Annotated in this window: 12 protein-coding genes; 6 read left to right on the forward strand and 6 right to left on the reverse strand. The window is 49.7% G+C overall.

The genetic code is table 11. The features are described 5' to 3' along the window. From QUA04_RS04995 to QUA04_RS05005, 3 genes are all read right to left on the reverse strand, one after another. On the reverse strand, positions 1–198 hold a 198-nt coding region (locus tag QUA04_RS04995; RefSeq protein ID WP_333254350.1), incomplete at its 3' end, for a hypothetical protein. 34 nt (positions 199–232) lie between these two features. Next, positions 233–3,514, reverse strand: a complete 3,282-nt coding sequence (locus QUA04_RS05000) for an Ig-like domain-containing protein (RefSeq protein ID WP_333254352.1) — start codon at positions 3,512–3,514, stop codon at positions 233–235. Positions 3,515–3,894: 380 nt separating this feature from the next. Next, complete coding sequence (locus tag QUA04_RS05005) at positions 3,895–6,105, reverse strand: recombinase family protein (protein WP_333254354.1); 2,211 nt, start codon at positions 6,103–6,105, stop codon at positions 3,895–3,897. Positions 6,106–6,157: 52 nt separating this feature from the next. On the opposite strand from QUA04_RS05005, the gene QUA04_RS05010 reads away from it, so the two are divergent. Both QUA04_RS05010 and QUA04_RS05015 read left to right on the forward strand, forming a co-directional pair. Further along, a complete protein-coding gene (locus QUA04_RS05010) occupies positions 6,158–7,525 on the forward strand; it encodes a proton extrusion protein PcxA (RefSeq protein ID WP_333254356.1) in 1,368 nt (455 codons plus the stop codon). A 4-nt stretch (positions 7,526–7,529) separates the two neighbouring features. Beyond that, positions 7,530–7,763, forward strand: coding sequence for a hypothetical protein (locus tag QUA04_RS05015; protein ID WP_333254359.1), 234 nt, complete (start codon positions 7,530–7,532; stop codon positions 7,761–7,763). Between the two features lie 266 nt (positions 7,764–8,029). Here QUA04_RS05015 and rodA read toward each other — a convergent pair whose 3' ends face one another. The 3 genes from rodA to QUA04_RS05030 form a co-directional block, all read right to left on the reverse strand. Beyond that, positions 8,030–9,289 carry a rod shape-determining protein RodA gene (gene rodA, locus QUA04_RS05020; RefSeq protein WP_333254361.1) on the reverse strand — a complete coding sequence of 420 codons (1,260 nt, stop codon included), beginning with the start codon at positions 9,287–9,289 and terminating at the stop codon, positions 8,030–8,032. Positions 9,290–9,548: 259 nt separating this feature from the next. Next, a complete protein-coding gene (locus QUA04_RS05025) occupies positions 9,549–9,896 on the reverse strand; it encodes a VOC family protein (protein ID WP_333254363.1) in 348 nt (115 codons plus the stop codon). Between the two features lie 61 nt (positions 9,897–9,957). Then, positions 9,958–12,396 carry a tetratricopeptide repeat protein gene (locus tag QUA04_RS05030; protein ID WP_333254365.1) on the reverse strand — a complete coding sequence of 813 codons (2,439 nt, stop codon included), beginning with the start codon at positions 12,394–12,396 and terminating at the stop codon, positions 9,958–9,960. Positions 12,397–12,583: 187 nt separating this feature from the next. On the opposite strand from QUA04_RS05030, the gene QUA04_RS05035 reads away from it, so the two are divergent. The 4 genes from QUA04_RS05035 (at position 12,584) to QUA04_RS05050 (ending at position 13,456) form a co-directional block, all read left to right on the forward strand. Further along, a complete protein-coding gene (locus QUA04_RS05035; RefSeq protein ID WP_333036967.1) occupies positions 12,584–12,790 on the forward strand; it encodes an NfeD family protein in 207 nt (68 codons plus the stop codon). A gap of 29 nt (positions 12,791–12,819) precedes the next feature. Next, complete coding sequence (locus tag QUA04_RS05040; protein ID WP_333254367.1) at positions 12,820–13,008, forward strand: NfeD family protein; 189 nt, start codon at positions 12,820–12,822, stop codon at positions 13,006–13,008. A gap of 79 nt (positions 13,009–13,087) precedes the next feature. After that, on the forward strand, positions 13,088–13,270 hold the full coding sequence (locus QUA04_RS05045) for an NfeD family protein (RefSeq protein ID WP_015175752.1): 183 nt from the start codon (positions 13,088–13,090) through the stop codon (positions 13,268–13,270). Positions 13,271–13,288: 18 nt separating this feature from the next. Continuing rightward, entirely contained in the window at positions 13,289–13,456 is a 168-nt protein-coding gene (locus QUA04_RS05050; protein WP_333254370.1) for a hypothetical protein, read from the forward strand. Positions 13,457–13,606 lie beyond the last annotated feature (150 nt).

The raw sequence follows: 13,606 nt of genomic DNA on the forward strand, positions 1-13,606 counted from the left end.
TGTCGAAGTCCCCGTCATCGTTGTCGAAGTCCCCGTCATCGTTGTCGAAGTCCCCGTCATCGTTGTCGAAGTCCCCGTCATCGTTGTCGAAGTCCCCGACGACGGCGTAGGCGACGGCGCCGTGCCGCTATCCAAACTATCCCCGTTCTCATCGGGTAGTCGCCCTTCGAGAAAAATTACTGGTACTGCACCTGGCATTGTTCCGCCTCCTTGCGACGCTACTCAAAAACTACTAAATAAACTTAAAGTCAGATGCAGTAATGACGGTGCTGAGCGCTCCCGGCACTGTAGGAATAGAATTCAACACTGCCAAATCGAAAGCTGGGAGACTGTCATCTGCTACATTTGGGTCAAACCCGAGAACGTACTTGTTAAAAGTATTGTTCAGGTACACGAAGAAAGCTCCCGTTTTGCTCGAACCGTTTTGATTTTTCAACACTGCATTTACTGCTTGAGCGTTGTCAAATTTAGATTCAAACAAAATGACTGATTGCTTGCTAATGTTGTCGCCGCTAGACCCGATATTCCTGACGATAAAACTGGTGAAATCGAGAGTAGTTCCTGAGTTGGTTAAACCTGCGAAATTTGACGACCTGAACAAAAATCTGTCTGTCTCGCTGCCGTTAGCGTTAAAGTCAGCAATCACGTCCACGCCTTCGCTGGGAGTTTCGTAGTAGAAGAAATCATTGCCAGCATCGCCCGTGAGCAAGTCAGAACCGTTACCACCGCCCAAAATGTCATTGCCGGCACCCCCGGAAAGCGAGTCGTTGTCATCGCCGCCCAATACCAAGTCATTGCCGAAGGCGCCGCTGAGACAGTCGCTGCCGACACCGCCGTCGAGAGTGTCGTCGCCCGCTTGGCCGTCGAGGGAATCGGTGCCGGCCTCGCCCAACAGGTAGTCATTGCCCGAACCTCCCAGTCCCGTGTCGTTGCCCGAACCTCCCAAAACCGTGTCATCGTTGTCGCCGCCGGATATGGAATCGTTATTCATACCGCCGTCAAGCAAGTTTCTGCCCAGTCCACCGTCGAGGATGTCGTCGCCTGCACCGCCGTCTAGGGAGTCGTCGCCAATGCCACCAAGTAAGGTGTCAATCCCGGCGCCACCAAGTATCGAGTCGTCGCCGGATTCTCCCAATATCGAGTCATTGCCTGTTCCGCCGTCAATGGTGTCGTTGTTGTCACCGCCCAAGAGGATGTCATTGTCATTGCCGCCGAACATCAGGTCGTTGCCCAGTCCGCCGATTAGCGAGTCTATGCCGTCTTGGCCGTCAACGGTGTCGTTGCCCAGTCCGCCGTCAACTGTGTCGTTGCCGATCGCACCCACCAGCGAGTCGTTGCCTGCTTCACCGAATAGGAGGTCGTTGCCGCCATTACCATCGATGATGTCGTTGCCGTCGCCCCCAGAGAGGGTATCGTCGCCGGCCCCGCCGAGGATGAAGTCGCTGAGGTTGCTGCCTGTAAAGCTGCTGGCCGGGAGTGCGCTGCGATCGACAATATTATCTACCACCGTGATGCTGAAGGATGCCGGCCCAACAGTTGCAGACCCGTCGGAGGCTGTAAACGTGAAACTGTCGCTGCCACCTGTCGCCAGCAAATTGTATTTGACGATGTTGTTGTTGATATCGTCTTGCGTGAATTTGCCACCGACGTTGAGAAAGGTGGTGCCCCTTTGGACAAAACCTCTGGTAGCGTCGGGGGCTTTGGTAATCGTGTAAAAGATTTCCGACGGCGTGTTGTCGGGATCTGTCACTAACAAATCCGCAGCGGTGATTGTCTGGGTAGGATTACTTTTGGCAACCACCACACCGTCGTTAATTACTAGCTGCGGGGGGCTGCTGACGCGGATGGTTGCTACCGCCTGACTTGTGCCACCGTTACCGTCTGAGATCGAGTAGCTGAAGCTGTCAGTACCCGAGAAGCCCGGATTCGGGGTGTATTTGAATACGCCGCCGCCCACGGGAACCAGGCTCCCCTTGCCTGTTGGACTAAAAGTCGTGACAGTCAGAGCACTTTGTTCCGCGTCAGTGTCGTTCAACAGAACGTTGAGTGTGAGTGGTTGACCCGCAACCGTGGTGAAGTTATCGTTAACTGCTTTTGGAGGTTGGTTAAGGATGGGCGTCGGACTTGGTGTCGGTGTCGGACTTCCTGTCGGCGTCGGCAACCCCGGTGTCGGGAACGTCGGTGTCGGGAACGTCGGCACCGGCTCAGTCGGCGTCGGACTTGGTGTCGGTGTCGGACTTGCTGTCGGCGTCGGCGTCGGTGTCGGACTTGCTGTCGGCGTCGGCGTCGGTGTCGGACTTGCTGTCGGCGTCGGTGTCGGACTTGCTGTCGGCGTCGGTAAGGGAAGCGGAGTTGCGCTGCCGGGAACTGTGGGGGCAATTACAAATGAGCTTCGCCCTAGGGTTCTGCTGTCCACTCCGGGCAATACTGCTAAAAAGTCGCCGCTGACGCCGTTGCGAATAATCGTACTGCCGGCTTTGGTCTCGGTGCTTTGGAAGATTACCAAATCTTCAAACTTGAGGTCGCCACTTAACCCGATTAAATCTTCGCCTTGGCGAAAGTCTGTGAAAATGTCGGCATCGGCGATATCGGGGCCGCCTGTAGTGAGAAATGCCGGGTTAGTGCCGTTGCTGCTGCCACTGGGGGAACTGAAGGCACCGATGACGAAGACATCTCTGCCTTCGCCTCCTGCCATTATGTCTTTGCCTGCTTCGCCCCAAAGAACGTCGTTGCCTGCACCGCCGTCCACGATGTCATCACCGTCGCCGCCGAATACGATGTCGTCGCCGTCGCCGGAAAAAAATGTGTCCCCGCCGGCGTTTCCGTAGAGCCAGTCGCCTCCTTCGTTGCCAAATAGCAAGTCTTCGCCGTCGCCACCGAAGAGCGAGTCGTTGCCTTGGTCGCCCCAGAGAATGTCGTCGCCTCGATCGCCCAAAAAGCTATCGTCGCCAGCACCGCCCCGCAAGCTGTCGCTGCCTTTGCCGCCGTAAGCCGTGTCTCTGCCTTCGCCTCCGATTACCGTGTCGTTGCCGTCATTGCCGTACAGCAGGTCAGGGTTATTTCCTCCGTCTAGGGAGTCGTTGCCTTTGCCTCCGTAAAGGGTATCGAGTCCTAAACCGCCGTCGAGAACGTCGTTGCCTGGCCCCCCGAACAACACATCATCATCATCGCCCCCGAATACTAAATCGTCGCCGTCGGCTCCTTGCAGGTTGTCGTTGCCTTGCAGCCCGGAAATCACGTCGGGCCCGGGACTGCCAACTAAGGAGTCGTTGGTTTCGGTGCCGCGGACTACGCCGCCGATGACTCCAGGCGAGGTACCCGAACCTCCGCCCAATGTGTCGTCTATGCCGCCAAATGTGTCGTCCCCGGAGGGAGTTGGAGTTCCCGTCGGAGTGGGTGTTGGTGTTGGAGTCGGAGTTGGTGTTGGAGTGGGTGTTGGTGTTGGCGTCTCTGGTGTTGGCGTCGGTTCTGGTGTTGGTGTTGGTATAACTACTACGGGCACTGCACTTGGCATTATTTTGGCTCCTTTAAACGACGATCCCGATTAACTTTAAGAACTGATTAGTATCAGTTTGTTGCCACAAATCTGGCTTAAAATTGATTAATAACCCCATCATTTCTAACATACTAAATCAAAACTGCAACGGCTATAGATATTTTTTAAGCGCGGCATCTTTTGATCTCAAAATATTAATGATTGCACGTTTTGATGACTATCTTGGGTATACTTTAATATCGCGCCATTTCGATAGAGCCTAGAAGTCGGGCTTTGAGTCAGCCCAGTGTATTTATCCAGAATCAGAAAAAAGAAAAATCTTCGCCGTCATAATTTTTTCTTTCCGAATGTTCAATGCCGAATACATCTGTGCCTCTTGCCTTCAGAAGCCGACTGTCTTATGCTGACTGCTGACAAGAAACAGAGCTGTTAATTAGGGGCAGAAGTGGCCCGGTTTGTTCTTGTCCACTGACGGATAGTTCGCTGTGGCAAAGGTAAAGCAGAGAACAGCGACTTAACAAATCTAGCAGAATTCGCCGCAGTCGCTGTTGGTCGGCAGCCGTTTCGTCTTCGGTTTCCCAGGGACGCCCGAGTTGGGATCGCAAAAATAAGGGAGCGCCAAACAATGTCGCCGCACCGCCGCTCAGCCACAGGGGCGAGCCGGCATCGAGCCAAAAGTGCCATTTGTGGGCGCGGCGGCTGCTGCGGTACTGGAAGATGTTGGCGAGGGTGACGGCTCTGGCTGCTGGGCCTTCTGGACGCACTGGAAAGGGGTTGGCGGTGACGGTTCCTTGGCGCAACAACTGGATGAACCGGGCGATCGTTTCTGAGTCGCCGCCGTTTGTTGGTTCTACGCGCTGCATTCGCCCGTTGATTTCCCAGTAGTGGGTGGCGGTTTCCATTAACTCGCGCAGGGCTGCTAGCCGATCGTAGGGCAGGTATCTGTCGTTCATGAGAAATTTCTGGATGGCTCGATCGAGCAGGGCAATTGGACTCGGCAACAGCCGCTCCTGCTGTTGCGACCGCTGTTGTTCGATCCACTCGACAATCTGCTCGTAGGCCCTGGCTGCTCTGTGTCCCAGTCTGTCCCACCGGGGAAAAGCTGTAATTGGCAGCAATTGAGGTCGATCGATATCTGGGCAAAAACAGTGATCGGCGATTAAACCTGCTCTCACTTGGTCGATCGATTTTTGATTGTGAATTTGAGATGTTAGATTGAAAGTTGAGTTGGAATCTTCTGTTTCCAATGAACTGTGTTTCTGGCTGCCCAACACTACCAGCATTTCGGCTGCGCCGTCTCGATCGACTAAACGGCCGAGTCCCGGATAAACTAAGGCTAACAAAGTGAGTAAAGCTCGAATCTCTGGGGTAGCCGAGAGGGGACGCTGATCGTTGAGAGATACGGCGGCGATACCATCTCGCGCGAGAATTTCCGTTAAACTGTAACGGGCGATCGCATCCATCCCGGGGGCAATTACGGCGATTTCCTGCGGTTCCACGGCTTGTGACTTCACCGCATCCACGATGATTTCGGCGGTTTCTCGCAGCAGTTGAGCCCGGGAAGTGGTTTGGAGCGATCGAACTTTACCGGGCAAACTCAAGCCTAAAGGATAAAAACCCTCAGAATTAACTGCTAAACTTACCGCTAAATCTCCAATCTCTGGGGCTAAACCGGCTTGTGCGTCCAAATTTTCCACGCTTTGACAGCGGTCTTCGAGTCGGGCTAGGTATTCGGTGTCAGCGCCCAAGCCCAAACGCACTCCTCCATCCGGATTGTAGGAGAAGGCCCCCGCTGCACCTAGGTCGAGCATTCGATCGAACAAATGGCCACTGATCGCGGGATAATCGTCAACATCGTCTGCGATCACAGCTTGGTATCTAGAGGCTAAATGCTGCTGGTAACTGCCATCCGGCAACAAATAGCGCCAGTAGAGTTCGCAAACAATCCCGTAAGTCAGGAACCCCCGCGTCAAGCACCATTCCCGCCACCTTTCGAGCAACTCTCCCATGCTAGTCCACAGGTTGGTCGAGCCGCCTGAGATAGCAAATCCCTGTTCCAGAATGCTGGGAATCTCTTCTCTGGGCGTACCGCTGACAGCAGCAAGTTGTAATAAGTCTAGTGTTCGACGCACCATTCGGTTTGGGCTTACCCCTGTTTGTTGCAAAATGCCTTCGTCTAGTTCGCGACGCCAGAGTCTGGCTGCAAGTTCCAGTTCTGTTTCAGGTTGCAGCCGCAGGGGAAATTGAGCCCTCAAATCCAGCGACTGAACTAGCAGCGGCCAAAATAGCAATACCTCCTGCTCAAAAAAACCGAAGGGCGTTGTGGAGTGAAAGGTATATTTTCCTTCGGTAGCGACGGCGATGCGATCGGCCAATTCTAGCCGGTTGTCTCCGTTAGCTGCTAAGACTAAAATTGCTGGGGCAGCTTGTCCAGCCCGCCGCCGCCCGGAACTCGATCGCCCTGAAACTGTTGTGGGCAGGGGCTTGACAGTTTTGCTCCAAATGCAGAACTGCTCGACTAAACGAGTGGTTTTGCCACTGCAGGCAGATCCGACAATCCAAATTGAATCCTCGGTGGCAGTTCTCAATTTAGGTAAATTTGTTACCATACCGTGAATAGTTTAATCACTAATGTCTACAGCCAACTAACCAGCTTTAGCTATGAATACTTCTTTGTGGAACAGGATTGTAAAATATCTCTACAGCGCTAACCAATGGTATCGAGAAACGCCTGAGAGGGCCCTAGAACAGGCCTACGATGCTGCGTTAGCAATTAAGGCTATCGAAGACGAGCATTTTGGGGGCCAAGGAATCTCTGAGCGATCGGGAGATTACGGACAAAGCACCCTGTCTTACTTTAAATCCGAACTGCAAAAATACCTCAAGGTCATCCAAACCAGAATGGTTGAGTTTAATGCTAGCCGTTCTTTTTTGGAACTGCCGGAGCGAGTGGGGGCCAAACCGAAAACGGGGCACAACGCTGACCGTCACCAGCACGGATTAGATCTCAACAATAAAGATAGAGCCTCCCTTGTATTTGAGAAGCTAGAGTTTATTGATGGAGTCATCGACAAGTATATTAATAATAGTAGATCAACGGCCATTGTTCCGGTTGTCAGTTCAGTAAATCTGCAGGCAAAATCTACAACAAATAGCAGCTCTCCACCTGACCCCAAAAATAAAGGTTCAGCTAATTCGGTTCAAATTCACGATGGTGAGGTTGACACTAATTATGAAGAAGTGAATTTATTACCGCGATCGCTTTTGGGAACTTTGAATCGAATTACTAAAGATTTAGACCCGGAAGCGGAAAAAGAAGTAGTTAAGAATTTCCGCAATTCCAAAGTAAAAACAATTATTTCTCTGAGATTCATTTTGCTTTTGATTTTAGTTCCGCTGTTGACGAATCAAATTTCCAAAAACTTTCTAGTCGGACCGGTAGTTGACCATTTTAGAGGTCGAGAAAATGCCCCAGTTTTCCTAAATGTTAACCTGGAAGAAGAAGCATTCCAAGAACTGGAGAGATTTGAGCAACACCTCAAATTTGAAAGGTTAATAGGCACTGCTCCGTCGCTTTCTTTAGAGGAAACGGAAAAGATGATGGCAGAGAAAGCAGTTGAGCTAGCGGAGGAATACCGTGGTGAAAGTGGTGGAGCTATTAAAAATATTTTTGCCGATTTGATTTCCTGCATAGCCTTTGTCGCGATCATCGTCACTAACAAGAAAGAGATTGAGATTTTAAAGTCTTTCATGGACGATGTGATTTACGGCCTCAGCGACAGTGCGAAAGCTTTCGTAATTATTTTGTTTACAGATGTGTTTGTCGGATTCCACTCGCCTCATGGTTGGGAAGTAGTTCTCGAAGGTATATCGAGGCATTTGGGACTGCCAGAAAATAGGCAGTTCATATTTTTGTTCATTGCAACGTTTCCAGTGATCTTGGATACGGTATTTAAGTATTGGATATTCCGTTATTTAAACCGGAGTTCCCCTTCGGCTGTTGCTACGTACAAGAATATGAACGAGTAATCAGATGCGAAGGAAGTTCGGCAACGGATTCTCTAACGGATGTCATGAAGAAGGAAGTTCGGCAACGGATTCTCTAACGGATGTAACGGATGTAACGGATGTCAGGAAGAAGGAAGGAGGAAGAAGAAAGGAAGAAGGAAGAAGGAAGGAAGAAAAAAAAGTAATAATAGCAATGGTTTCAGGCATTGATAACGTCCTCAGTAGGGCGTCCATGGCAGAGAGTGTGGCTTACCCCTAGCGCACAAAAGCATTTATTGTTTGCGTCAGGAGTGGTTGAATTAAGTTGATGTACTTAAGGTGTTGGGCATCTAAATTTGATTTGGGGGCGGGTTCTCGCGCGCACCCCACAAGAATTTTATCAAACTTAAGTGTCCTAAAGGCTCCGCTCAGGAACCGTAAAATTTAGATGCGCCTAGGCCGAGCAAAAAAAAATGCGATCGCCCGCAGAATTTCTCGAAAGAAATCAAAAGGGCGATCGCATTCCCAGAAGCAATTACCAATGACCTAATTCCAACGCTTCTTGCGCTGTCGCTGGCTTGCCACCGCCTCCACCAGCCCCAGGCCGAGAAAATTACTCAGCAGCGACGCATTCCCGTAACTTAGGAAAGGCAGGGGAATACCCGTAACCGGAGCCAAGCCAATGTTCATCCCAATATTTACGAACACCTGAAAAATCAACATTGACAGTATGCCGATCGCCAGCAAAGAACCAAAATTATCGTTAGCAGTTTGAGCGATCGTCACCAACCGGAAACACATTATCCAGAACACCAATAGCACGCAAATGCAGCCAATAAACCCCAATTCTTCGCCAATAGCGGAAAAGATAAAGTCCGTATGCTGTTCGGGAATAAAGTTAAGCTGAGTTTGCGTTCCGTGAAACAAACCCCTGCCTTTTAGTTCCCCAGCCCCAATAGCAATCCGAGATTGAATCAAGTGATATCCGCTGCCTAAAGGGTCTTTCTCCGGGTTTAAAAACCCTGTCAGGCGCATTTTTTGATAATCCTTGAGCACATTCCAAAAAATATGTCCCAGGTGTCCAGAAACAACGTTCACCAACACAGTACCGAAAGTCCCTAACCAGGGCCAAGGCAGGGTTCGCCAAGCGATAATACCCGCAACAACTACCCAGGCTATCCAAATCGGTGTAGACAGGTTATTGAAGAGAACTGACAGTAGAGGAGAGAATAGCAATATTAGCCAGCCGGGATTGACATTACCCCAGTAAAACATCCCCATTGTGATTGCGCCAAACACCAAGGAAGTACCTAAATTTGGTTCGGCAAATATCAATCCCCAGGGTACAGCCATAATCGCCAGCATCCTCAACATATTACCCACCGTGGGGACAGTCTTGTCGTGCAGGAGAGCTGCTAAAGTGACAATCATGCCTACTTTGGCAAATTCTGACGGTTGCAGGTAAAAGCCGCCGATGTTGATCCACCGCTGGGCACCGAGCCCTGTAGTACCGATAAAACGCACTGCGATCAGGGACAAATTGATTAATATGTAAATCGGCCATTTCCACTCAAGCAGTATTTGGTAGCGGCAGCGGGAAATGATGATGGCGAGGAACAAACCGACTGCCCCAGTTACCCAGTGTCGCCACCAGTCGATCAGCCCCTGGTTGATTTCGACGCTGCGGATCATGATTCCCCCGAAGATGGTGAGGGCGATGCAAGCGGCGAACAGCCAAGGGTCTGCTTCTTCCCAGGGTTTGAAGATGGATTTCCAGCGGTTTCTGACTTGTATTCTCTGCAACATGAGGATTTTAGATTTTAGATTTTAGATTTTAGATTATCGAGCTGATTTTCGGAACTTGTGGATATATTTCTGATTCACAGCCTGCACCTTAAGGTAGAAGCGTCGGTGTGAGTACCTCACATTATTCGGGGAGTTGCAGCGAGGTTCCGGGCCGTCAGCAATCGGTTAGGAGTGGGCCGACACACTAATCTGTAGCGTGCGCGGCCTGGCGCACCTTACGCGGATTTAGCCCGCTCGCGATCCGCAAGTCCGAAAATAGTCAGGCTGGTTCGTAAAGATACTCGAAGCCGTTCCCATCTGGATCTCTGCCGTAGAAGGATGCAGTACCGTCGCGGTGTTCGTGAATGTGGGTGACGGAAACACCATCGGCTTTGAGTTGTTCGTAGGCGGATTCCATTTCGGTACGATCGTCAAATACAAACCCAAAATGCGCCCCTGCTTGGTCGTAACTCGGACTCAACAGCGCCAATCCGTCCTCTCCTGCTTTCAAATAAGCCCAGTCTGCATCTTTCCAGACTAACTCCATACCCAAGTTGCGGTAAAATTCAGCAGACTTCTCTATGTCTTGCACGCAGACGGCTACGTGTCCCAATCGTTTTAGTTTCATATCTACAAAGTTTATGGTTGTTCTTTCGTTTATTGTATCTATTTTCTGATTTTTTGCTCGATTAATTAGGTATTTTTTCTGTTTTTTTTGTCGCGGCTAACTGTACTTTTTCTACTTGTTTGCTAGCGTCCATTTCGCTGAACAGTTGAAGGGCGCGCTCAAAATTTTCTTGACTTTTCTCAATGTTACCAAGTTTTTGTTCTGTTAGTGCTAGTTGATAGCAAGCTTCGGCTCGGTCTAATTTGGCGGTAGCTTGATCGAGTATTTCTATTGCTTCTGCATGGTGCTGTAGGGCTTGGTCTAATTCTCCCCGTTCTCGGTACAGCGCTGCTATACCGCTGAGAGATTTGGCTTTGATGGTGCTGTACTGGTTTTGATCGGCTTGGGCGATCGCTTGGCGGTACAAGCTCAAAGCTTTATCTGTCTCTCCCAGGTTTTGATAGGTGGCGGCGAGAAAAACTAACTTGTATCCCGTACCCACCAACTGACTGTTTTCCCGATCGGCATACAGTTTTTCGGCGAGTTCTTCCGCCTCTTTTTTGGCTCCGATACAGGAGTTGAGGAAAGCTAACCCGACATTGAGCGAATAGCTATTAATCCCGATTTCGTCCCGCGAATTTTTCAGCTTGACAAATATCTCCATAGCTGATTCTAATTCCCGCATTTCTATTTTACAAAAACCTATATTAATTGCAGCGTTAACTTTCCAGAATTCTAGATTAGCTTGTTTGTCATTTTCCGGTTCGCTGCTTTTCGCTATAATTTGCAAAGACTTAGTTGCTTTTATTTCCGATATTTGGTGGCATTCTATGGCTTGATTTATCTCGCCTAATATCCGGTAACAAACGCCTAAAATACTGTAAAGACCGCTCAAATAATAGTCAGAAGTTACATTGTTGACGATGCGAGTAGTTGCTGAAATTATTGGCTGCAAGAAACCTAATTTGTAGAGCGCTTGACCGAGCTTGTAATCTTTTGCAAACTGGATATTTATTTTTTTGAGGATGACGCTAGCGGCCTGCTCGAAACAGCTAATTGCCACATAATGATAGTAAGCTTCAAAAGCTTTCAGCGCATCTTCTACAGTTTCAATAATCTCGACACTCTCTGTCCAGAACTCGGCTGCTTTGCGGTTTGCAGTTTCCCAGTCTCCGGGCGAGAGGCGATCGACCGCTTCTTCCCGAATTGCTGGATGCAGCCAGTATTCGCCCTTCTGAGACTCGACTAGCGATCGGTGCAACAGCGATTTAATGATTTGTCGGCGTCCGGCTTCGGGCACGTCCCACAGCAAACACAAAAGTCCGTCAGTAGGGACTGTCGGCACGTCTTGATACCGATAACAGCCCAAGCGACAGAGGAGTTGATAGGCTTCAGGATCGAGTTCGAGGAGGCGGTTAAATTGACTGGTAACTAAATTTTTTAAGTCTGTTTCAACGAGGGGATGGTCGCTGTTTTCCAGCCAGTAAGCCGCCATATCTCCGTCAAAATCTTCTCGGATCGTGCCGCAAATAATGCCCATTGCTTTGGCATTGCCGCCGTAAACTTTGTGCATTTCCTTGAGGGCGACATCATCTATGTTGATGTTGCGGCAGCTAAAAAACTGCCACCAAACTTCAACTTCCAATCCCGGAAGCAGGTAGTGTTCGACGGTGACATCAGAATCGCACAGTCGATCGCGACTGGTAATCAGCGTTACCGACTGCACTGCTGCGTCTGCCAAAACTCGCAACAGTTCCACGTAAAGCCGATGCGGTTCAATAAACTTACCTTGTCCGTCGAGTGCGGCTTCCAAATTGTCAATCAATACGCCGACTTTGTGAGTCTGAAGCTGCCGCTTGAGCCGCCCCAAGGTGACGCCAAAGTCTGGGCCGGGTTCTTCCTGAAAGTCTTGCTTGAGCCATTCTTCGATCGCGCTTTCCAAAGCTGTGATGTTTTCTGTCTCTTTTGCCATCAACAGTTCAATTACTCGATCGAACCCTTGAGATTTGAGATACTGTCTGGCCAAAGTTGTTTTGCCGATACCGCCGGCACTTTGGATGACAATCACTTTTGCACCTTGGGCGACAAGAGTATTGAGATCTTCGATCGCCCCGAACCGGCCCAAAAAATTCGGGTTTTCGATTTCCAAATCCGCATCAAGTCCAGGAGATACTTGGGCCGGAACAGTTTGTCCCGACTGCGGTTCAAGTTTCGAGTAGCTGCGCCAATACCGCTCTACAACCGCTTGAAGGTTGTCTCTTTTTACTTTTTCTCCTTCTCCAAACAGCGCTGAAAGCCGCTTCCACAAATTAGAGGCAGCATCCTTAACAGTCCCTACTCCATACCCTTCACTATCTGCAACCTGTTGGTACGTCCTGCCTTGCACTCCCATCCAAGCTTCGCGAAAGATAGCGCTGTCAAGGTTGTCGAGAGTTTTCAGGTTTCGAGCCACAAGTAACGAATTAGTAAAATCCAGTGCACGATCGGCTTCCATTGAGTCACCAGGTTTAGCGTTACCCATCTGACACAACTTTAACAGACTTTTTCCGACTCGCTTACACGCTCAAACAGTGGACTTGTATAGACTTTTCCCGACTGACACGGCCGAGGTTGGCCGGGGATACTGTTGAGTGTGGAGGGGAAGTTGACAGACAAGCTTCTAACTTACACGCCTATTGAGTCGAGTTTATATTTTGGAGCAAGCAGCTATGTCTATTAACGATGTTGAAACAGCGATCGTAGATGAACAAATTCGCCCTCAAGAATGCGGCCGCGTTCGTTTCCAAAACAGTTGGTGGCCGGCGAAGTGCGATCGAGACATGACTTTTGAACCTGGTGAGGTAGTTCGCGTCGTGGGAATTGAAAATATTACTTTGATTGTTGCAGCGTCGTTTGCGATCAATTCTGAAAGTTAAGGCAAATCTACAATCGGGAGTAAGCAATCATGAATTTTGACAATTCCGAAAAAGCGATCGTGGATGAAGAAATTCGACCTAATGAGCCCGGTCGCGTTCGTTTCCAAAACAGTTGGTGGCCGGCGAAGTGCGATGGAGACCTGACTTTTGAACCCGGTGACGTGGTTCGCGTAGTCGGAATTGACAATATTACTTTAATAGTTGAAGCGTCGTTATAAATCAATGGGTTAGGGAGTCGAGCTATAGGTTTATAGCATCCCAAAGTTCAGGCCAACCTAGAAGCAGGAGAAAGTAATCATGACTGTCAGCCATTTAGAAAGAGCGATCGTTGAAGAAGAAATTAAACCCAATCAGTCCGGCAGTGTGCGATTTCAAAGCAGTTGGTGGCCTGCCAAGTGCGTTCGAGAAATAACTTTGCAACCCGGTGAAGTTGTTCGCGTCGTGAGACTTGAAAACATTACTCTGATAGTTGAAGCGTAGTTGAGAAACGATCTGTAGGTGGGGAGTTATCGGAGGGTAGAAAAAATAAAGTTGCGATCGCGTTCCTATTTCGATACATTTCTCTTCAAGCGCGCGATCGCACTCCTCACCTCTGTTAATTTCAATATGACTTACGCAAGTACGCCCGATCGGGCGTACAACGGCAATGGCGATCGCAGCCTCTAGCTACTGTAGGATCGCCAAAACTGAAAAATCTCGGAATGGACGATTATTAATAATAATAAAATAGCTTAAGGATTCAGCTCCCCAATTGTGGTAATCTGACAACAATCCACTTTCATTTTCGATCGAGTGCGTGCAGCTATGCGAATCGGT

This window comes from Microcoleus sp. S13_C5 (assembly GCF_036700845.1).
Classification (GTDB): domain Bacteria; phylum Cyanobacteriota; class Cyanobacteriia; order Cyanobacteriales; family Microcoleaceae; genus Microcoleus.